We start from the raw sequence: 20,908 nt of genomic DNA, 5'->3' as shown, positions 1-20,908 counted from the left end.
GCGTGGCGAACATCAAGTCCCAGATGAAGCGGATCAAGACCAACGAGAAGGCGCGTCAGCGCAACGTCGCGGTCAAGTCCGCCCTGAAGACGGCCGTCCGGCGCGTCCGCACCGCCGCCGAGTCCGGGGACGCCGCTGCCGCGAGCGCCGCGTACCAGGCCGCTGCGAAGCAGCTCGACAAGGCCGCCAGCAAGGGCGTCATCCACAAGAACCAGGCCGCCAACCGCAAGTCGGGTCTGGCCAAGCAGGTCGCCGGCCTCTGAGCCGGCGTCCCGCGCCTCCGGCGCGGATGCGACGAGCCCCTGTCCCCTCCGGGACGGGGGCTCGTCGCGTTGCGGCACCGTGGCCCGGCTTCCCGTCCGGGGGTCCGGCTCCACCTGCTGTCGTGGTGGCGTCCCCGCTGGAGCGCCGGGGTGCTCGTCGGATCAGCGTCCGGCGCGAGCCCGTCCCCGGCCGGTCTCGGTGCGGATGGTGACGAGCCGGCGGATGGCCCGCTCGAGGGCGTAGTCGGCGCTCGCCGCGGCGCCCTTGACGTCGGCGTTGAGGCCGGCGGTGACGCCCAGAGCCTGCTGCAGCCCCTCGATGCTCCACCCGCGCGCCTGCGCCTGCGCCTTCTTCACCTTCCACGGCGGCATCTTCAGGGTCCGGGCGAGGTCGCCCGGGTTGCTGGAGCTGAGCGAGGCCACCCGGGCCGCGGTGCGCACGCCGTCGGCGATGGCGTCCGCGATGAGCACGTGGGCCACCCCGCGCTCCAGCGCCCAGCGCAGCATCTCGATCGAGCCCGCGCGGTCGCCGGTCAGCACCCGCTCGGCCACGGTGAAGCCGGTGACCTCCCCCTGCCCGCGGTGGAACCGGGCGACGTCGTCGGCGTCGATGCTTCCGCCGAAGTCGGAGACGAGCTGGCCGGCGGCGGCGGAGAGCGACCGCAGGTCGGCGCCGATCGCGTCGACCAGGGCGGTGACCGCATCGGGGGCGATCCGGCCGCCGAGCCGGCGGACCTCGTTGCGCACGAAGGCGATGCGGTCGCCGACGGACGTCACCTTCGGGCATTCGTCGACCGCCGCGCCGGCGGCCTTGAACGCCTTGACCAGGGCCTCGTTGCGCTTGCCCCCGGAGTGGACGATCACGAGCGTGAGGTCGGGGTCGGGGTCCTTCGCGTAGGCGGTCAGGGCATCGGCCAGCGCACCGGCCGACTCGTGCACCCCGGTCACGACCACCAGCCGGTGCCCACCGAACAACGACGGCGCCAGCGCGTCGGCCAGCTGCCCGACCGGCAGCCCCAGGGCGGCGAGCTCGTGGACCTCCGCGTCGGGGTGGCGGCCGAGCACGGCGGTGCGGACGGCGCTCACGGCGCGCGACCGGAGCAGCTCCTCCTCGCCGATGACCACGCGCAGCCGCGAGGTGGGTTCGACCGGGGACGCCGTCACGCCGCCATCGTGTCACGGGGGGCCGACGGTTCCCGCCGCCCGCCCGGGCGTGCACGGCGGCCGTCGCGGGACGGTCGGGAGCGGCCCCGGCGGCGTCCACCCCCGCGCTGCTCCCCCGCCCGGCGACGCCCCAGTCGCCCGCCTCCCCGACCACCGCGAGGTCGCCCTCCCGGTCGGTGCGGTGGACCCGCATGCCCGACTCGCGCAGCCACTCGAGCAGCCGCGGCGCCGGGTGGCCGTAGGTGTTGTCCGCCGCGACGGAGATGAGCGCGACGCGCGCCCCCGTGGCGGCGAGGAAGGCCGGGTCGGCGTCCCCGCTGCCGTGGTGCGGCACCTTGAGCACGTCGGCGCGCAGGTCGGTCCCGTCCCGCCGGAGCCGGGCCTCCGCCTCCGCGCCCAGGTCGCCGGTGAGCAGGATGCGCAACCCCCGCACCGTCACCCGGACCACCAGCGAGAGGTCGTTGGCCTCGGCCGACGCGGTGGCCCTCCCGGGTGCCGGGGCCAGCACCTCCAGCTCCACGCCGGCCACGGCCCGCCGATCGCCCGGGACGAGCACCGTCCGCGTGCCACCGGCCCGGTGCACCTGCCGGTCCACCGCCGGCGCGCGGTCGTCGGCCGGCGACAGGACACCGGTGGCGACCACGCCGACGGTGCGCCCGGTGAACGCGCCGTCGAGGCCGCCCACGTGGTCGGCGTCCAGGTGCGAGAGGAGCACCAGCGGGAGCTCGTCGATGCCCAGCCGGTCGAGGCACCGGTCGACCGCGGCGCGGTCGGGCCCGGCGTCGACCAGGACGCCGCGCCCACCGCCGACGGGGAGGACGAGCGCGTCCCCCTGGCCGACGTCGCAGGCCACCAGCACCGCACCGTCGGCGGGCCAGCCGTCGAGCTGCTGCCGCAGCGGCCAGCCGACCAGGACCAGCGCGGCCAGCACGGCCAGCCCGACGGCGCGCAGCGGCGGGACCCGCCACAGCAGCCACCCCCCGACGAGCAGGAGCGCCGCCAGGACCGACGCGCCGACGACCCCGGCCGGCCAGCCGGCGGCCGCGTCCGGGACCGCGGCCGCGCGCTCGGCCACCAGCACGATCCAGCGCACCGGCCAGCCGGCCAGCCACACCAGGGCGTCCCCGAGCCACGGCAGCGCCAGCCCGGCCGGCACGGCGAGCAGCCCGAGCACGGTCGCCGGGGCCACGGCGGGGGCGGCGAGCAGGTTCGCCGGGAGCGACACCAGGCTGACGATCCCGTTGAGCCCGGCGATCAGCGGCGCCGTCGCCAGGCCGGCGGCGACGCTGACCGCCACCGCGTCGGCCGGCAGCGGCGGCCAGCCCCGGGCGCGCAACCGGCGGGCCCAGGGCGGGGCGAGCAGCACGATGGCCGCGGTCGCCACGACCGACAACGCGAAGCCCGGGTCGCGGGCCAGCCCCTGGTCGGCGAGCAGCAGCACCACGACGGCGGCACCGAGGGCCGGCAGCGCCGCCCGGGACCGCCCCGACGCCAGCGCGACGAGCGTGACCGCGCCCATCGCGGCCGCGCGCAGCACGCTCGCGCTCGGCCGGGCCAGGACGACGAACCCGGCCAGCGCCACGAGGGCCACGAGCGCCTGCACCCGGCGGTCGACCCCGTGACGGCGCAGCGGCCGGAGGACCGCGGCGATCACGATGGCCACGTTCGCGCCGGAGACGGCGGTCAGGTGCGACAGCCCGGCCCGTTCGAACTCCTCGTCCAGGACCTCGTCCATGGCGCGCGTGTCGCCGACGACCAGCCCGGGCAGCAGCCCACCGGACCGGTGGTCGAGGACGCGGGCCGAGGTGGTGGCCAGCGAGCCCCGCAGCGCACCCGCCGCCCGCTGCGCCGCCCCGGGGCCGGCCACCGGCTCCGGCGGGCCGCGCGCCGAGAGCACCGCCAGCACGTCGTCGCCGGCAGCAGGTGGCCCCATGCCGGCGCGCACCCGGACCTCCTCCCCGGGCAGCACCCCGGCCCAGCCGTCGCCCGGGGCGAACACCAGGACGGCGTCGTCGAGCCGGTGGTGGGTGGAGCCGTGGCTCAGCGCGGTGATCCGGGCGTCGAGCAGCACCCGGGGGGCGCCGGCGCCCCGGACCGGACGCGGGTCGCCGCGCACGGTCAGCGTCACCTCGGCCGTTCCCCCGGCGGCGACGAGGTCGCGCAGCGGCGACGACTCGCGCCCCGCGGCCCGCACCGCCGCGATCCCCGACGAGGCCGCCACCCCGGCGAGCACCACCAGCGCCACGGCGGCGTGGGCGCCCCGCGCGCGGACGACGACCGCCGCGACCGCCAGTGCGGTTCCGGTCATGAGCAGCAGTTGGTGCGACGAGAGGAACGGCGCTCCGAGCGCCACTCCCCAGACCGCCCCGGCCGCCGGCCAGAGCCGCACGTCGAGCCACTGCCACCGGTCCGGGCGGCGCCCGGGGGCGTCCCGTGCGCGGCTGCTCACACCGTCACCAGCTCGGCCAGCTCCGCCGCGGTCGCGGGGCCGATGCCCGGCACGTCGTCGAGCTCGTCGACGCTGCGGAACCCACCGCTGCGGGCCCGGTGCTCGACGATGCGCTGGGCGAGCACCGGGCCGATCCCCGGCAGGGCGTCGAGATCGGCGACGCCGGCGGTGTTCAGGTCGACCTTCCCCCCGCCCTGGGCGTCGGGCCCGCCGACGCCTCCGGCGCCGGCGGCGGCGCCCGGCGTACCGACCGAGATCTGCTCGCCGTCGGACACCGGTGCGGCGAGGTTGACCGACGCGGGATCGGCCTCCGGGAGGAAACCCCCCGCCCCGGCCACCGCGTCGGCGACCCGCGCCCCCGGGGTCAGGGTGACCAGCCCGGGCCGGGCCACCTGCCCGACGACGGACACCACCACGGTCGAGGGCGCAGCCGCCTCGTCGGTCGTCCCGGCCGCCTCTGCCGACGGTGGCGCCGACGTCGGCACGGCCGGAACGGTCGAGGCGGCGCCGGCGGGCTCCACCCGGGGCCGGTCCAGCCACGTCCAGCCCAGCAGGAGCAGCACCGCGACCGTCGCGGCCACCCACAGCGCGCGGGCTCCCGTGCGGCCGGCGTCCCAGCGCACCGCCGTCCCCGGGGCCCGGTGCCGGCCCACCCCGGCCGGCAGTTCGTCGTCGGGCGGCGGCTCGCCGACCGCGCCGGAGACCTGGTGCCCGTCCGCCCGCCAGGCATCGGCGCCGTCGTCGTCCTCGGGCAGCCACCCGCCGGGGCGGGGCTCCGCCAGCAGCGCCCGCAGCCGGGCACGGATGACGTCGGCATCGTCGCGGCGGGTCGGGAGGCGCACCCGGCCGACGCTAGGGAGCGCGGCCCCGGTGGGAGCTGCTCACGGCGGATCTGTGGACACCGGCCGCCGATGTGGACGACGGAGGCACCCCGATGCCCGTCACTCCCCCGGTGGCTGCTCCCCGCCGGACGGCGGCGCGGTCCCGGGTGCGACGTGGGAGACGACGACGCCCACCGCCCCGGGGCCGACGTGCGCGCCGATCGCGGCACCCAGCTCGCTCACGTGCAGCTCGCACAGCCCCGGCACCCGCTCGCGGAGCTCGGTCACCAGCCGCTCGGCGCGCTCGGCCGCCGCGAGGTGGTGGACGGCGAGGGAGACCTGGCGCTCCCCGGCGAGCTCGACCACGTGCTGGACGAGCCGGTTGAACGCCCGGGCCGACGTGCGCACCTTCTCCAGCGGCACCACCCGGCCGTCGACCACGTGCAGCACCGGCTTGACGGCCAGGGCCGAGCCGAACACCGCCGCGGCCGAGCCGATCCGCCCGCCCCGGCGCAGGTGCTCGAGGGTGTCGACGACGAATAGCGTCCGGGTGCGGGCTGCGGCCTCGCGGGCCACCCGCGCCACGGTGTCCAGGTCGGCGCCGCCGGCGGCCGCGCGCGCGGCCGCCAGGACGGCGAACCCGGTGCCCATGGCGGCGGACCGGGAGTCGACGACGGAGACGATGTGCTCCCCCACCTGGGAAGCGGCGACCCGAGCGGCGTCCCAGGTGCCGGACAGCTCCGCCGACAGGTGCACCGACACCAGCCGGTCGGCGCCGGCGTCGAGCGCCGCCCGGTAGGCGGCGACGAAGTCACCGGGCGTGGGCCGCGACGTGGAGACCCGCTGCCCGCGCGAGGACAGGGCACGGGCCACGTCCTCGGAGCTGATGTCCTCGCCCTCGCGGCCCGAGTGGCCGGCGAGCACGACGTAGAGCGGGACGACGTGGATGCCGTACCGCTCCGCCAGGTCCGGGGGAAGGTAGGCCGTCGAATCGGTCAGGACGGCGACGGGCACCCGGCGAGGCTAGCCGCCGGGTGCGGGACGACCGTCGTGGCCGGTACCGGGGAGGGGCGCGGGAGGATGCTCCTATGGATCGTCAAGCCGCCGGAGCGAGGTCGTTGGTTGGGTGAGCGGGGCGTAGGACGTAGTAGAGCTCGCGGGCGATCATGCGCTTGAGGCAGCGGATGATGTCCTTCTTCGACAGGCCTTCGGTGGTGCGGCGTTCGACGTAGGCGCGGGTGCGTGGGTCCCAGCGCATCCGGCAGAGCACGATGCGGTAGAGGGCGGCGTTGGCCTGTCGGTCTCCGCCGCGGTTGAGCCGGTGGCGGTGGGTCTTGCCCGAGGAGGCCGGGATCGGGGCAACGCCGCAGAGCATGGCGAAGGCCGGCTCGGAGTGCAGCCGGTCGGCGTTCTGTCCGACGGTGACGAGCAGCTGGCTGGCGACGTCGGCGCCCACGCCGGTGCAGTCGAGCAGGTCGGGGTTGATCTGGGCAACCAGCGGGCCGATGAGGTCGTCGAGCTCGTTGATCTCCTCGCTGAGGAGCTGGTGGCGGCGGGCCAATGAACGCAGCGCGCGCTTGACGGCCTGCTCCGGCTCGCCGATGCGGTTGAGATCGGGGCGCAGCCCGGCGCAGGTGCCGATCAGCGTGACGCCCTTGAGGCCGCGCAGCTGGGCGCGCAGCGGCTCGGGAGCGGTGACGATCAGCGACTTGATCCGCCGCTGGCAGTCCGCCCGCTGGTCGATCGCGCTGCGACGGGCCACCCGCAGGTTGCGCAGCGCCTCCACCTGCCCGCTGCGGTCCTTCGGGGTGCCGGTGCGGGTGCGGGCCAGCGCGGTGCGGGCGGCGGCCTCGGCGTCGAGCGGATCGGACTTGCCGGCGAACCGGCGGGTCTTGCGGTCGGGCCGGTCGACCTCGACCATCGCCACGCCCTCGACGGCCAGGTGCCGGGCCAGCCCGGCGCCGTAGACGCCGGTCCCCTCTACGCCGACGACCAGCAGCACCCCGAACCCGCGCAGCCAGGCCAGCAGTTGCCGGTAGCCGGCCGCGGTAGCCGGGAACTGCCGGTGGCCCAGCAGCCGCCCGGCGCCGTCCACGGCGGCAGCGGTGTGGGTGTCGGAATGGGTGTCCACGCCACCGGCCACCTGGACCTGGCCCGGGACGATCTCTGGTGCGATGGTGGTCATCGCCGTCCTTCTCGCTCGCAACCGACAGGGCGGCACGCACCGCCGGGCGAACGGACAAGACAGTGATGGGTGCCTGCTGGCACAGGCTCCTATGAAGTCACACCGCCACGACCGGTGAGTGCAGGCAGCCCCGCAGCGGACCGAACCGACAGATCCCGTTGAAGACCCGAAGTCAGTCAGCCGAAGGGTCAGGAACGACCGCTGCGGGGCAGCGCCTACATCCTCACTGTCAGCCGACGGCGTCGGCGTCCTGGGCGTGGCCGTCGCCACGCTGGTCGCCGACCGCCCCGGCGAGGGACGGAGGGGCCGTCTCGCCGTGGGCCAGCCGCCGTCCGAGGGCCGGGACGGCGACCCCCTCCGGTGGCGGCGCGGCGGCGTGGTTGTGGCGCAGCAGCCGCCAGCGGCCGCTCTGCCGGGCCAGCTCGCTCCAGGCGCAATTGCCCAGCGGCCCGAAGACCCGCCGGTGGTCGGGCCCGAGCTGGAGCAGCCGCTCGATCAGCCGCCCGCTGGTCCCGCCGTGGGTCACGACGACCGCCACCTCCACCGGGGGGAGCTCGGCCAGCGCCGCGAGCACCCGGTCGGCCACCGCCGCGACCTCCTCCCCACCGCGGCCGCGCACCGGCCGGCCGGCCAGCCAGTCGGCGTACTGCTCGGGGTACCGGTCGGCGACCTCGTCGCGGGTCAGGCCCTCCCAGGTGCCCATGCCGTGCTCGCGCAGCCGGGCGTCCAGCCGCAGCGGCACGTCGAGCAGCGTCGTCAGGGAGCGGGCCGTCTCGGCCGCCCGGACCAGGTCGCTGGAGACGACGACGGTCGAGGCGGGCGCGAGGCCGGCCACCAGGTGCCCGGCGGCGTGCGCGGCCTGGGCGCGGCCGACGTCGTCCAGCGGTGGGTCGAGCTGGCCCTGGAAACGTCCGGCCGCGTTCCACTCCGTCCGCCCGTGCCGCCAGACCACCAGCCGGGGAACCGGGAGCTCGGGCAGCCCGGGGGAGCTCACTGGCCGGTCGTCTCCGCGACGGCCGGGGTGCCGGAGTCGTTCCCCCCGGGCGCGGCCGACGGGGCGGCGGCGTCGGTGAACGGGATGGTCGGGCAGTCCTTCCACAGCCGCTCGAGGGCGTAGTAGGCCCGCTCCTCGGCGTGCTGGACGTGCACCACCACGTCGACGAAGTCCAGCAGCACCCAGCGGGACTCCGCGACGCCCTCCCGGCGCACGGGCTTCACGCCGTGCTCCCGGAGCCGCTCCTCGACCTCGTCGACGATGGCCTGGACCTGCCGTTCGTTGGGGGCCGACGCGAGCACGAACGCGTCGGTGATGGCGAGCCGCTCGCTGACGTCGACGATGGAGACGTCGGTGGCCAGCTTGTCCGCGGCCGCCTGGGCGGCGAGCAGCGCGGTCTCCCGTGCCTCGTCCGAGGCGGTCATCGCGGCACCTCCTGCAGGTGAGAAGTCATGGGTGGATGGGCAGCGCCGTCGTCCGGGGAGTTGTTCCCCGGCGCGTCCGGCGGTGGTCGGTCGTAGGTGGGGCGGTCGCCCGTCGGACGGTCGTCGCCGGGGCCCTCGGCCGGTGGCGTGTGCCGGCGCTGCGGCTGCCGGTAGAGGCCGCGCTTCTCGATGTACTGGACCACGCCGTCGGGCACGAGGTACCAGACCGGCATGCCGCGGCCGACCCGTGCGCGGCAGTCGCTGGAGCTGATCGCCAGCGCGGGGATCTCCACCAGGCTGACCCGCCCCTCGGGCAGGTGGGCGTCGGCCAGGGGGTACCCGGGGCGGGTCACCCCGATGAAGTGGGCCAGGTCGAAGCACCGGGCGCCGTCGCGCCAGGTCATGATCTGCGCCAGCGCGTCGGCGCCGGTGATGAAGAAGAGCTCGTCGTCCGGCCGCTGGGCGTGCAGGTCGGTGAGGGTGTCGAAGGTGTAGGTGGGCCCCGACCGGTCGATGTCCACCCTGCTCACGGTGAAGCGGGGGTTGGACGCCGTCGCGACGACCGTCATCAGGTACCGGTCCTCGGCGGGGCTGACCTCCCGGTCGCTCTTCTGCCACGGCTCGCCGGTGGGCACGAACACGACCTCGTCGAGCCCGAACAGGCCCGCCACCTCGCTGGCGGCCACCAGGTGACCGTGGTGGACGGGATCGAAGGTCCCGCCCATCACCCCGACACGTCGTCCCGCCACCATCCGAGCCTATCCGGGGCCATGGGGCCCGGCCCCGCGAGGACCGGCCCCGGCCCCGTGATCGAGATGTCGACGTGCCGACAGGACGACGTGCCGACTCGCCGACCGGCTCAGAGCGTCGTGACGAAGTCGGTCAGCTGCGCGGCGTTGCGGCACTCCACCATGTCGATGACCTCGCCGTACCGGTCGGCCGCGGAGTCGCCGCTCCCCCACAGCCGGCGCGGCTCGGGGTTCAGCCAGTGCGCCGAACGCGCCTTCGAGACCAGGCCGGCGAGCACCGGGACGCCGGGCTGCCGGTAGTTGGTCCGCCCGTCGCCGAGCACGAGCAGCGACGTCTTCGGGCCCACGGCCGACGCCCACCGGTCGGCGAACACCTCGAACGCGTTGCCGTAGTCGCTGTGCCCGTCGAAGGCCACGACCTGCGCCTCGCGGCCGATGCGGCCGATCGCGTCGGCGACGTCGACACCGGGCGTGAAGAAGCGGGTCACCTCGTCGGTGGAGTCGACGAAGGCGAACGCCCGCACGCCGGTGAAGTGCTCGCGCAGCGCCTGGGTGAGCATCAGCGTGAAGTGGCTGAAGCCGGCGACCGAGCCGCTCACGTCGCACAGCACGACGAGCTCGGGCTTGTGCACCTTGCGCGGCCGGTGGTGGGTGACCACCGGCACGCCACCGGTGCCCAGCGAGGCGCGCACGGTCTTGCGGAAGTCCAGCCGCCCCTGGCGGCCCAGCCGGCGCCGGGCGGAGAGCCGGACGGCGAGCCGGCGGGCCAGCGGGGTCACCGCGCGGCGCAGCTCGGCCAGGTCCGCGGACTGGGCCCGGAGGAAGTCCACCTGGTCGGCCAGCGGCCGTACGGCGTTCTTGACGACGCGGTCCCGGCCCTTCTCGGCCGCGGTCCGCCGGCGCACCTCCGCCTCGACGGCGGTGCGGAAGGCGGCCAGCCGGTCGCGAACGGTCTGGCGGGCCACCTGCTCGGCCAGCCCGCCGCGGCCCTGCTCGCCGAGGAGGCCGGCGAGCAGCTGGGCCACCAGCGTGTCCGGCGACAGCGCCCGCATGACCCGGTAGCTGAAGTACGACTGACCCGAGGGCGTCGGCTGCCCCTGCCCCAGCTGGTCCACGGCGTCCCGGGCGAAGCGGCGCAGCGCCTCCGGGTCGCCGTCCTCCAGGAGGCGGAGCAGCTCCGCGCGCATCAGCTCGGCCAGCGCGGCGTCGTCGGGGACGTCGAGCGTGGCGCCGCCCTCCTCGCCGTCGCCGTCGCCGTCGCCGGGTTCCGCGGCGGGCCGGTCGCCCAGCGGCCACCAGAGGTCGAAGAGTACGTCGTAGGTCGGGCGCTGGGCGGCCCGCTGGAGCAGCACCGCGGCCAGTCCGTGCCGCAGCTGCTCGCGGTCGAGCAGGTCCACCACGGTCAGGATCTCCGCGGCGTCCACCGCCTGGCTGATGCCGACCGGGATGCCGGCCTCCCGGACCGCCCGCACGAAGCCGTCCAGGTGCCCGGCCAGCCCGCCGGGCTCCCCGCCGCGTGTCACCGGCGCGGTCATCAGTTCAGCCGCAGCTCGGCGGCGGCCCGGGTCTGGTCGCTGGCGTGCTTGAGCACCACGCCGAGGGTCGAGGCCATCGCCGGCTCGTCGAGGGTGTCCAGCCCCAGCTCGAGGAGGGTCTGCGCCCAGTCGAGGGTCTCCGAGATCGACGGCGACTTCTTCAGCTGCAGCCCGCGCAGGGCGCGCACCGTGCGCACCAGCTGGTCGGCCAGGCCCGGCGCGAGGTCGGGCACCCGCGACAGCACGATCTCGCGCTCCCGCTCGGCCGTGGGGTAGTCCAGCGCCAGGTACAGGCAGCGCCGCTTGAGCGCCTCGGAGAGCTCGCGGGTGGCGTTGGAGGTGAGGACGACGGTCGGCCGGCGGGTCGCGGTGATCGTGCCGAGCTCGGGGATGGTCACCTGGAAGTCGCTGAGCACCTCCAGCAGCAGACCCTCCACCTCGACGTCGGCCTTGTCGGTCTCGTCGATGAGCAGCACGGTGGGCTCGGTCCGGCGGATCGCGGTGAGCAGCGGCCGGGAGAGCAGGAACTCCTCGCCGAAGATGTCGTCGTGGACGGTGTCCCAGTCGGCGCCGCCCTCGGCCTGCGAGGCCTGGATGCGCAGCAGCTGCTTCTTGTAGTTCCACTCGTACAGCGCGCGGGCCTCGTCCAGCCCCTCGTAGCACTGCAGCCGGATCAGCTCCGACCCGGTGGCCGCCGCCAGCGCCTTGGCCAGCTCCGTCTTCCCGGTGCCGGCGGGGCCCTCGACGAGCAGCGGCTTGCCCAGGCGGTCGGCGAGGAAGACCGTCGTCGCGATCTGCGCGTCGGGCAGGTAGCCCGCCGTGGACAGCCGCTTGCTGACGTCCGCGACCGACGAGAAGTTCGGGGACTGGGACGGCGGGCGGGGCATGCGGCTCCTCGGTGGGGCGGCGGGGTCAGCGGGTGTGGCCGGACCCCGTGACGACGTAGGTGGTGGAGGTCAGCTCCGGGAGCCCGAGCGGGCCGCGGGCGTGCAGCTTCTGGGTGGAGATGCCGATCTCGGCGCCGAAGCCGAACTCGCCGCCGTCGGTGAACCGGGTCGAGGCGTTGACCAGCACGGCGGCCGCGTCGACACCGGCGGTGAACTCGGCGATGGCGCGGGCCGAGTCGGCGACGATCGCCTCGGTGTGGCCGGTGCTCCACCGGGCGATGTGGTCCAGCGCCTCCGGCAGGTCGTCGACGATCCGCACCGCCATGTCCATCGACAGGTACTCGGTCGCCCAGTCCTCGTCGGTGGCGGGGACGACGGCCCCGTGGGCCGCCCGGGCGGAGCCGTCGCCGTGCAGGGTCACGCCGGCGCCGGCCAGCGCGGCCAGCAGCCGCGGCAGGAACGGCACGTCGCGGTGCACCAGCAGCGTCTCGGCGGAGTTGCAGACGCTCACCCGGTGGGTCTTGGAGTTCAGCACGACCGCCTCGGCGATGGCCGGGTCCGCGGACGCGTCCACGTAGACGTGGCAGTTGCCCTCGCCGGTCTCGATGACCGGCACCCGCGACTCGCGCACGACCCGCTGGATCAGCGAGGCACCGCCGCGCGGGATCACCACGTCGACGTGCCCGCGGGCGCTCAGCAGCTCCCCCACCGACGCGCGGTCGGCCGGCAGGAGCTCGACGAACCCGGCCGGCAGGCCGGACTTCTCGCCGGCCTCGGTGAGGACGGCGATCAGCGCGGTGTTGGTCCGGAACGCCGACGCGGAGCCGCGCAGCAGCGCGGCGTTGCCGCTCTTGAGGCAGAGCCCTGCGGCGTCCACGGTGACGTTGGGCCGGGCCTCGTACACGATGCCGACGACGCCGAGGGGAACCCGGACCTGCTTGAGCTCCAGGCCGTTGGGCAGCCGGGAGCCGCGGACGACGTCGCCCACCGGGTCGGGCAGCGCGACCAGCTGGCGCAGCGCGTCGGCGACCCCGGCCACCCGGGCGGTGTCCAGCCGCAGCCGGTCGAGGATCGCCTCGGGCGTGCCCTCGGCCCGCGCGGCGTCGACGTCGGCGGCGTTCGCGGCCAGGATCTCCTCGGTCCGCTCCACCAGCGCCTCGGCCATCGCGGTCAGCGCGGCGTCCTTGGTGTCGGTGGGCAGGGTGCGCAGCACCCGGGCCGCCGACCGCGCACGCAGCGCGGCGGCGCCGATCAACGGCAGGCCGGAGACGTCGGTCACGCCCGCGAGGGTACGCGGGCGTGACCGCGGCCTTCACGCTCAACCGGTGCGGCGGGCCAGCCGGTGCCGCAGCCCGGCGCGTACGGCGGGCCACTCGCTGTCGAGGACGGAGAAGACGACCGTGTCGCGCAGCGAGCCGTCGGGCATCCTGCGGTGCTGCCGCAGCACGCCGTCCTGCTTGGCCCCCAGGCGCTCGATCGCCTCGCGGGACTGCCGGTTGTGCGAGTGCGTGCGGAACTCGACGGCCAGGCAGCCGAGCGTCTCGAACGCGTGGGTCAGCAGGAGCAGCTTGCTCTCGGCGTTGATGCCCGTGCCCTGCGCCGAGCGTGCGGTCCAGGTGCTGCCGATCTCCACGCGTGGCACGTCCGGCTCGGCGTTGAGGAACGTCGTCATGCCGACCGCCCGCCCGTCGGCGACCCGACGGACGGTGAACGGCAGCACCTCGCCGAGCGCCTGCCGGGTCAGCCTCGATTCGATCTGCGCGGCCATCCCCTCCGGTGTCGGCACGGCCGCGTACCGGAGTTCCCACAGGCGGCCGTCCCGCACGGCGTCGGCGAGCTCCTCCGCGTGCCCGGGCTGCAGGGGCTCCAGGACGACGTGGTCGCCGGCCAACGTCACCGGCTCGAGGAAGGCCATCTCAGCGGTCGCGCAGCGCCCGCAGGGCGGCCTTGCGGGCGTCGCCGGTGAGCCGGTCCAGGAAGACCTTGCCGTCGAGGTGGTCGACCTCGTGCTGCAGGCAGCGGGCCATCAGCCCCTCGCCCTCCAGCCGCAGCGGCCTGCCCTCGACGTCGAAGCCCTCGGCGACGCAGTGCATCGCGCGGACCGTCGGGGCCCAGATGCCGGGCACCGACAGGCACCCCTCGTCACCGTCCTGGATCTCCTCGGACCGCTCGACGATCACCGGGTTCACCATGTGCCCGATGACCCCGTCGATGTTGTAGGAGAACGCGCGGACCCCCACGCCGATCTGCGGCGCGGCCACACCTGCCCGGCCGGGGTGGTCGACGGTGTCCTCGAGGTCGCGGACCAGCGCGGCCAGCCAGCTGTCGAAAGCCCGGACCGGGTCGGAGGGCGTGCGGAGGACGGGGTCACCGAGCTCGCGGATGGGGCGGATCGTCACGCGGGCAGTCTGCCAAGCCGCGTTCAGCGGCCGACGTGCCGCCCGATCAGCACCATCTCGTCGCGGTGCACGACCTCCCGGCGGTGCTCCGGCGGCAGCTCGCCGGTCTTGCGGCCGAGCAGCGCGGGCAGCTCCCGGGCGTCGTAGGCCACCAGGCCCCGGGCGACGACGACGCCGTCGGGCCCGACCAGCTCGACCGGGTCGTCGGCCAGGAACTCCCCGGCCACCCCGGTGATGCCGGCGGCCAGCAGCGAGGCGTGCCGTTCGCGGACGGCGGTCACGGCGCCGTCGTCGAGGATCACCCGGCCGCGCGGCCGGCTGGCGTACCGCAGCCAGAACTGCCGGGCACTGGGGCGCTTGCCCATGCGGTCGAACAGCGTGCCCACGCGGTTCCCGGCCAGGGCCTCGGCCGCCTGCGGGGTGGAGGTGACGACGACGGGGACGCCGGCGTGCGCGGCGATGAACGCGGCCTCGACCTTGGTGGCCATCCCCCCGGTGCCCACGCCGTTGCGGGTGGCCGAGCCGAGGGTGACCGACGCGAGGTCGGCCGGTTCGCGCACGGTGTCCACCAGCTGGGCGGGGCCGCTGCGCGGATCGCCGTCGTAGACGCCGTCGACGTCGGACAGCAGCACCAGCGCCCCGGCCTGCGCGACGTGCGCCACCAGCGCGGCGAGGCGGTCGTTGTCGCCAAACCGGATCTCCTCGGTGGCGACCGTGTCGTTCTCGTTGACGATCGGCAGCACGCCCAGCGACAGCAGCCGCTCCACCGTCTGGTGGGCGTTGCGGTAGTGGCTGCGGCGGGTCAGGTCGTCGGCGGTCAGCAGCACCTGGCCGACCGTGATCCCGTGCCGGGCGAAGGCGTCGGCGTAGGTCTGCACGAGCCGCAGCTGGCCCACGCTGGCCGCCGCCTGCGCGGTCGCCAGGTCGCGCGGGCGGCCGTCCAGCCCGAGCGGCGCCAGGCCGGCGGCGATCGCCCCGGAGGAGACCAGCACGACCTCCCGATCCGCGGCGCGCACGGCGGCCAGGACGTCGACGAGGGCGGTGAGCCGGTCGACGTCCAGCCCGCCGGGGAGGGTGGTCAGCGACGAGGAGCCGACCTTGACCACGACCCGCACGGCGCCGGCGATCGAGGCCCGGGCCACGCTGCTGACGGCGGTGTCGGTCACCGTCCGCCGTCCGCCGTCTCGTCGCCCGCGACCCCCGGGACGTCGTCGGTGTCCTCGTCGCCCAGCGCCTCGAGGTCCTCGTCGGTCCAGCCGTCCTCGCTGACCTCGAACGGCGTCCGGCGGGCACGCTTGGCGGCCAGCCGCTCGGCGGCGCCGAACCGCTCGCTGCGCTCCAGGCGGTTGTCGGTGCCGCGCCCGCCCAGCCCGGCCGACTCCTCGGCGGTGAGCGTTCCGGCCGGCAGCGTCGGGGCCCAATCGAAGGTGACGCCGCCGATGGTGACCGCATCGCCCTCGCGGGCACCGGCGCGGGCCAGCTCTTCCTCGACGCCCAACCGGTTGAGCCGGTCGGCGAGGTAGCCCACGGCCTCGTCGTTGGTGAAGTCGGTCTGGCGCACCCACCGCTCCGGCTTGACGCCGCGGACGACGAAGCCCTCCGGGTCGTCCGGGTCGCGCTCCACGGTGAAGCCGGAGTCGTCGACGGCGCGGGGGGTCAGCGTCACCCGCACCGGCTCCGGCGCGGGCAGCGAGGCGCGGTGCTCCTCCACGGCGGCCGCGAGCGCGTACCCGAAGGCGGCCAGCCCCTCGCCGGTGGCGGCGCTGACGGGGAACACCTGCAGCCCACGCTCCTCGAGGGAGGCGCGCACCAGGTCGACGAGCTCACGGCCGTCGGGAACGTCGATCTTGTTCAGCACCGCGATCCGCAGGCGGCCGACCAGGTCGAGCTCCTCGCCCCCGTATTCGGTGAGCTCGTGCTCGAGCGCCTCGATGTCGCTCTCCGGGTCGCGGCCGGGCTCGATCGTGGCCATGTCGACGACGTGCACCAGGACCGCGCAGCGCTCGACGTGGCGGAGGAACTGCAGGCCCAGGCCCTTGCCGGTGGACGCCCCGGGGATCAGCCCGGGCACGTCGGCCATCGTGTAGACGACGTCGCCGGAGCGGATCACGCCCAGGTTCGGGACCAGGGTGGTGAAGGGGTAGTCGGCGATCTTCGGCCGCGCCGCCGACATCGCGGCGATCAGCGAGGACTTGCCCGCGGACGGGTACCCGACGAGGCCGACGTCGGCGATGCTCTTGAGCTCCAGCACCGCGTCGAAGGTCTCGCCCGGCTCGCCGAGCAGCGCGAAGCCCGGGGCCTTGCGGCGGGGGTTGGCCAGCGCGGCATTGCCGAGCCCGCCCTTGCCGCCGTGCGCGAGCACCACGCGGGTGCCCGCGCCCATGAGGTCGGCGACCACGCGGCCGCCGGGGGTGCTGACCACGGTGCCCTCGGGGACCCGCAGCACGCGGTCCTCGCCCCGGGCGCCGTGGCGGTTGCTGCCGGCGCCGGGGCGGCCGTTGGCCGCCTTCTGGTGCGGGCGGTGGTGGAAGTCCAGCAGGGTGTGCACGTTGGGGTCGACCTCGAGGACGACGTCGCCGCCGTCCCCGCCGTTGCCCCCGTCGGGCCCGCCCAGCGGCTTGTACTTCTCCCGGTGCACCGATGACACGCCGTGCCCACCGTTACCGGCGGCGACGTGGATGGTCACGCGGTCGACGAAAGCGGCCATGTGATTCGAGCGGACGAGTCCGCGCCGCCTCCTACCTACCTGTCAAGCGCTACGAGCGCACGGGCCGGTGGCCCGTGCGCTCGTGAGCGGAACTGCTGCGGACGATCAGGCCTCGACCGCGGAGATGGAGACGGTCTTGCGTCCCCGCCGCGTGCCGAAGGTGACCGAGCCCGGCGCGAGCGCGAACAGCGTGTCGTCGCTGCCGCGGCCGACGCCCAGGCCCGGGTGGAAGTGGGTGCCGCGCTGGCGGACGATGATCTCGCCGGCCTTCACGACCTGCCCACCGAAGCGCTTGACGCCGAGGCGCTGCGCGTTCGAGTCACGACCGTTGCGGGACGACGAAGCGCCCTTCTTGTGTGCCATGTCGGCGTCAGCCCTTCGAGATGTCGCGGACCACGACGCTGGTCAGGGGCTGACGGTGCCCCTGCCGCTTGTGGTAGCCGGTCTTGTTCTTGAACTTGTGGATGTGGATCTTCGGGCCCTTGGCGTGCTCGACGATCTCACCCGTCACGGTCACCTTCGCCAGGGCCGCCGCATCGCTGGTGACGGTGTCGCCGTCGACCAGCAGGATGGCCGGAAGGGCGACCGAGTCGCCCGCCGCACCCTGCAGGCGGTTGATCGTGAACGTGTCGCCCACGGCCACCTTGTGCTGGCTGCCACCGGCCTTCACCACTGCGTACACCACTGACTCCTCGTTCGCTTCTTCACGTCAAGCTCTGTGTCCGGCGCGCACGACCGGAGCGGGCGCCGGGTGCTTGGACGGGTTGCCCACGCCTTCCCGGCGGCACCCGGAGGCGCCTGCGCGGTAGCGCAGCAACCCGGCCAGCGTACCCGAGGACGGTCGACGGGTCGACGTGCCCCCGGGCACCCCGTCCCCACCCGGCGGGGAGGGGGCTCTCCGGTCAGGCGGGCGGGCCCGCCGGGCGGCTGGCTGCCCGCCGGCGGCGCGGACGGGCGGGCGCCTCCCCGTCGGCCGCGGGGGTCTGCGCGGGCGCCGGGGCGTCGGCAGGGGCGCCGGCGTCGGCGTCGTGCGCGACCCCACCGGGGACGACGTCGGCGGCCGTCGTGGCCGGGGTGATCGGCATCGCGTCCTGCTCCGGCGCCTCCACCGCGGCGACCTCGCCGGCCGGCAGCACGTCGTCGGCCTCGATCTCCGCGGACGCCACCGGGACCGGGGCGCTCGCGGGCAGCGGCTCGACGGTCGTCACCGGCCGGCCGCCCTTCCGTGCGGGCCGGGCCGCCGGGGCCGTCCCCGTTCCGGCCGGCGCCTCCTGCTGCGACTCCGCGGGCGGTGCGGCGACCGGCGGCATCGGCGCCGTGGACGGGGCGACGTCCGTGACCGCCTCGGCGGAGCCGTCGGCCACGGGCTGCCCGGCCGGCGTCCCGTCGTCGGCCCGCGCGCCGGCGAGCACCGCGGCGTCCTCGGCCGCGCGGTCCTCCCCCGACTGCCCGCGGTTGCGCCGGCCGCGGTTGCGGCGGCCACCGCCGCGGCCGCCCTCGGGCGCGTCGCCCTCACCGGACGCCACGTCGGCGGCGCCGGTGTCGGCGGTCTCCTCGGCGGTGTCCTTCTCGACGTCCTTCTCGCTGTCCCTGGCGGTGTCCTTCTCGCTGTCCTTCGCGGTGTCCTTCGCGGTGTCCTTCGCGGTGTCCTTGGCAGTGTCCTTGCCGCCGCCGCCGCCGTTGCCGCGGTTGCGGCCGCCGCCGGACTCCTTCCCGGAATCCTTCGCGGCAGCGTCCTTCCCGCCACCGGTCCCGGATCCGGAACCGCCGCCGTTGCCCCCGCCGCGACGCTTCTCGTCGACCGGGTCGAGGTGCACGAGGATGCCGCGCCCGCGGCAGTGCTCGCAGGACTCGGAGAAGACCTCGAGCAGCCCCTGGCCGACCCGCTTGCGGGTCATCTGCACCAGACCCAGCGAGGTGACCTCGGCGACCTGGTGCTTGGTGCGGTCCCGGCCCAGGCACTCGGTCAGCCGCCGCAGCACGAGGTCGCGGTTGCTCTCGAGCACCATGTCGATGAAGTCGATGACGATGATGCCGCCGATGTCGCGCAGCCGGAGCTGGCGGACGATCTCCTCGGCCGCCTCCATGTTGTTGCGCGTCACGGTCTGCTCGAGGTTGCCGCCCGAGCCGGTGAACTTGCCGGTGTTGACGTCGACCACGGTCATCGCCTCGGTCCGGTCGATCACCAGCGAGCCACCCGAGGGCAGCCACACCTTGCGGTCCAGCGCCTTGGTCAGCTGCTCGTCGATCCGCAGGTCGTGGAAGACGTCGCCCTGGCCGGTGTAGCGGGAGAGCCGCTCGGTGAGCTCGGGGCTGACGTGGGCGACGTAGGCCTCGACGGTGTCCCAGGCGTCGTCGCCCTGGACCACGAGCTCCTTGAAGTCCTCGTTGAAGACGTCGCGGATGACCCGGATGGCGAGGTCCGGCTCGCCGTAGAGGAGCGTCGGCGCGTTTGACGTCGATGCGGCCTTCTTCTGGATGACGTCCCACTGCGCGGTCAGCCGGTTGACGTCGCGGGTGAGCTCCTCCTCCGAGGCGCCCTCCGCGGCCGTCCGGATGATCACGCCGGCGTCCTCGGGGACGATCCGCTTCAGGATGTCCTTGAGCCGCTGCCGCTCGGTGTCGGGCAGCTTGCGGCTGATCCCGGTCATCGAGCCGCCGGGCACGTACACCAGGAAGCGGCCGGGCAGGTTGATCTGCTGGGTCAGCCGGGCGCCCTTGTGGCCGATCGGGTCCTTGGTGACCTGCACCAGGATCTTGTCGCCGGACTTGAACGCCTGCTCGATGGAGCGCTGCTTGCCCGACAGGCCGGCGGCGTCCCAGTTGACCTCACCGGCGTAGACGACGGCGTTGCGCCCCTTGCCGATGTCGACGAACGCCGCCTCCATGCTGGGGAGCACGTTCTGCACCCGGCCGAGGTAGACGTTGCCGGCGAACGACGTCGCCGAGGCCTGGGTCACGTAGTGCTCGACGAGGACGTCGTCCTCGAGGACGGCGATCTGCGTCCGCTCGCCGCGCTGGCGGATGACCATCTTGCGGTCCACCGCCTCGCGGCGGGCGAGGAACTCGCTCTCGGTGAGGATCGGCTGACGACGGCGCCCGGTGTCCCGGCCGTCCCGGCGGCGCTGGCGCTTGGCCTCGAGCCGGGTGGAGCCGGCGATGCCGCGGACGTCGTCGTCGCTGGTGCTGCGGCCGTTGCGGCCGGCCCGCTCCGGGCGGTCGTCGTCGTCGGTGTCCTCGGCCGTGTCCTCGCCGCCCGCGCTGCCGCTGCGGCGACGGCGCCGCCGGCGACGGCGGGTGCTGGAGCCGGTCGAACCCTCGTCCTCGCCCTCGCCCTCGTCCTCGGTGTCCGAGGACTCGTCGGCGCGGTCGGTGTCGGTCTCCTCGTCGTCGGTCTCGGCGTCGTCGGCGCCCGGGCGGTCGTCGCCGTTCTCCTCCTCGGCGTCCTCGCCGCTGCGCCCGCGACCGCGGCCCCGGCGTCCACGGCGACGCCGGCGGCTGGCCGACGACCCGCCCTCGTCGCGGTCCTCGCCGGACTCGTCACGGTCGTCGGCGTCGTCGGTCTGCTCGTCCTCGGCGCTGTCGGTCCGGGACGGCTCCGGCTGCTCCTCGGCCGGGCGGCGGCGGGAGCGGCTCCGGCGGGACCGGGGGGCCTCCTCGGGGGCCTCGTCCGCACCGGTGTCGCGGTCCGCGCCGCCGGTGTCCTCGACCGCGTCGGGCTCGGGCGACTCCGCCGGCCGGCGGCTGCGCCGGCGGGGGGCCGGGGGCGCGTCGGCCGGGGGCGCGACGAAGCTGATGAAGGCCGGGACCGGGGCCGCGGGCGCCGGGGCGACCGCCTCGATCGAGTCCGGGTCGGCGGCGCCGGCCGGGCGCGTCGCCCGGCGACGGGGACGGGCCACGACGGCGGTGGGCTCCGGCGAGCTGAACTGGGCTCCGAACCGGGACCGCTCCGGCTCCGGATCGAGGTCCTCGGCGGCCGGCTGCTGCGCAGCCGGCTCGTCGCCGGTGGGCTCCTCCTCCTCCTCGGCGGGCCGTTCCTCGGCGGGCTGCTCCTCGACGGGTGCGCCCTCCTCGGCGGTGGCCGGGGTGCCGGTGGCCTCCGCCTCCGCGGGCTGGGGGGTGTCCGGCGCGATGCGCTCCGCGCCTTCCTCGGTCCGGTCGGTCTCGCTGGTGTGGTCGGTGTCAGCCACGAGGGCTCTCGCCTCCTGTGTGCTGCTCCCGGGCGCCGATCGGTTCGACTGGCGGCCGCGCAGGAGCACGGGTCGGGCGGGGCGAGCCGCCGCGCGGGGTACGGCGGTCAGGCTCGCCCTGCGGAAGTCTGATGCGGTTC

Annotated in this window: 18 protein-coding genes and 1 pseudogene; 1 reads left to right on the top strand and 18 read right to left on the bottom strand. The window is 75.5% G+C overall.

What is annotated here, in order from left to right; translation table 11 throughout:
* Positions 1–2 precede the first annotated feature (2 nt).
* The gene (rpsT, locus tag ABDB74_RS06345; protein ID WP_346622621.1) at positions 3–263 is read left to right on the top strand and encodes a 30S ribosomal protein S20; all 261 of its coding nucleotides are present in this window, start codon (positions 3–5) and stop codon (positions 261–263) included.
* A 162-nt stretch (positions 264–425) separates the two neighbouring features.
* On the opposite strand, the gene holA is transcribed toward rpsT, so the two are convergent.
* From holA to ABDB74_RS06255, 18 genes and pseudogenes are all read right to left on the bottom strand, one after another.
* Positions 426–1,427, bottom strand: coding sequence for a DNA polymerase III subunit delta (holA, locus tag ABDB74_RS06340; RefSeq protein WP_346622620.1), 1,002 nt, complete (start codon positions 1,425–1,427; stop codon positions 426–428).
* 331 nt (positions 1,428–1,758) lie between these two features.
* A pseudogene (locus tag ABDB74_RS06335) lies at positions 1,759–3,162 on the bottom strand (ComEC/Rec2 family competence protein); the annotation flags it as partial.
* Positions 3,163–3,872: 710 nt separating this feature from the next.
* Complete coding sequence (locus ABDB74_RS06330; RefSeq protein WP_346622618.1) at positions 3,873–4,718, bottom strand: ComEA family DNA-binding protein; 846 nt, start codon at positions 4,716–4,718, stop codon at positions 3,873–3,875.
* 99 nt (positions 4,719–4,817) lie between these two features.
* Positions 4,818–5,711, bottom strand: coding sequence for a DegV family protein (locus ABDB74_RS06325; protein ID WP_346622616.1), 894 nt, complete (start codon positions 5,709–5,711; stop codon positions 4,818–4,820).
* Between the two features lie 82 nt (positions 5,712–5,793).
* Entirely contained in the window at positions 5,794–6,882 is a 1,089-nt protein-coding gene (locus tag ABDB74_RS06320; protein ID WP_346621943.1) for an IS110 family transposase, read from the bottom strand.
* 229 nt (positions 6,883–7,111) lie between these two features.
* On the bottom strand, positions 7,112–7,876 hold the full coding sequence (locus ABDB74_RS06315; RefSeq protein WP_346622615.1) for a histidine phosphatase family protein: 765 nt from the start codon (positions 7,874–7,876) through the stop codon (positions 7,112–7,114).
* Positions 7,873–8,301 carry a ribosome silencing factor gene (rsfS, locus tag ABDB74_RS06310; RefSeq protein WP_346622613.1) on the bottom strand — a complete coding sequence of 143 codons (429 nt, stop codon included), beginning with the start codon at positions 8,299–8,301 and terminating at the stop codon, positions 7,873–7,875. The genes ABDB74_RS06315 and rsfS overlap by 4 nt, the downstream gene beginning before the upstream one ends.
* Positions 8,298–8,987, bottom strand: coding sequence for a nicotinate-nucleotide adenylyltransferase (gene nadD, locus ABDB74_RS06305; RefSeq protein ID WP_407062156.1), 690 nt, complete (start codon positions 8,985–8,987; stop codon positions 8,298–8,300). The genes rsfS and nadD overlap by 4 nt, the downstream gene beginning before the upstream one ends.
* A gap of 173 nt (positions 8,988–9,160) precedes the next feature.
* Positions 9,161–10,585 carry a VWA domain-containing protein gene (locus ABDB74_RS06300; protein ID WP_346622610.1) on the bottom strand — a complete coding sequence of 475 codons (1,425 nt, stop codon included), beginning with the start codon at positions 10,583–10,585 and terminating at the stop codon, positions 9,161–9,163.
* Positions 10,585–11,472, bottom strand: coding sequence for a MoxR family ATPase (locus ABDB74_RS06295; protein ID WP_346622608.1), 888 nt, complete (start codon positions 11,470–11,472; stop codon positions 10,585–10,587). Before ABDB74_RS06295 ends, ABDB74_RS06300 begins: the two co-directional genes overlap by 1 nt.
* Positions 11,473–11,497: 25 nt before the next feature.
* Positions 11,498–12,751, bottom strand: coding sequence for a glutamate-5-semialdehyde dehydrogenase (locus ABDB74_RS06290; protein ID WP_346622607.1), 1,254 nt, complete (start codon positions 12,749–12,751; stop codon positions 11,498–11,500).
* 39 nt (positions 12,752–12,790) lie between these two features.
* Positions 12,791–13,387, bottom strand: a complete 597-nt coding sequence (locus ABDB74_RS06285) for a GNAT family protein (RefSeq protein WP_346622605.1) — start codon at positions 13,385–13,387, stop codon at positions 12,791–12,793.
* A 1-nt stretch (position 13,388) separates the two neighbouring features.
* Positions 13,389–13,871 carry a peptide deformylase gene (locus tag ABDB74_RS06280; protein ID WP_346622603.1) on the bottom strand — a complete coding sequence of 161 codons (483 nt, stop codon included), beginning with the start codon at positions 13,869–13,871 and terminating at the stop codon, positions 13,389–13,391.
* A gap of 23 nt (positions 13,872–13,894) precedes the next feature.
* A complete protein-coding gene (gene proB / locus ABDB74_RS06275) occupies positions 13,895–15,037 on the bottom strand; it encodes a glutamate 5-kinase (RefSeq protein WP_346622601.1) in 1,143 nt (380 codons plus the stop codon).
* Positions 15,034–16,578: a GTPase ObgE gene (gene obgE, locus ABDB74_RS06270; protein ID WP_346622600.1), complete on the bottom strand. Its 1,545-nt coding sequence runs from the start codon at positions 16,576–16,578 to the stop codon at positions 15,034–15,036. The genes proB and obgE overlap by 4 nt, the downstream gene beginning before the upstream one ends.
* A gap of 105 nt (positions 16,579–16,683) precedes the next feature.
* Positions 16,684–16,941 (bottom strand): 50S ribosomal protein L27, encoded by a 258-nt coding sequence (rpmA, locus tag ABDB74_RS06265; protein WP_346622598.1) that lies wholly within the window; start codon positions 16,939–16,941, stop codon positions 16,684–16,686.
* A gap of 7 nt (positions 16,942–16,948) precedes the next feature.
* Positions 16,949–17,260, bottom strand: a complete 312-nt coding sequence (gene rplU, locus ABDB74_RS06260) for a 50S ribosomal protein L21 (RefSeq protein WP_346622596.1) — start codon at positions 17,258–17,260, stop codon at positions 16,949–16,951.
* A gap of 220 nt (positions 17,261–17,480) precedes the next feature.
* The gene (locus ABDB74_RS06255) at positions 17,481–20,768 is read right to left on the bottom strand and encodes an Rne/Rng family ribonuclease (RefSeq protein ID WP_346622594.1); all 3,288 of its coding nucleotides are present in this window, start codon (positions 20,766–20,768) and stop codon (positions 17,481–17,483) included.
* Positions 20,769–20,908 lie beyond the last annotated feature (140 nt).

The organism is Blastococcus sp. HT6-4, from assembly GCF_039679125.1.
Lineage (GTDB): Bacteria > Actinomycetota > Actinomycetes > Mycobacteriales > Geodermatophilaceae > Blastococcus > Blastococcus montanus.
Note: the sequence above shows the minus strand (reverse complement) of the source record. Positions and strands in the feature narration are given on the sequence as shown.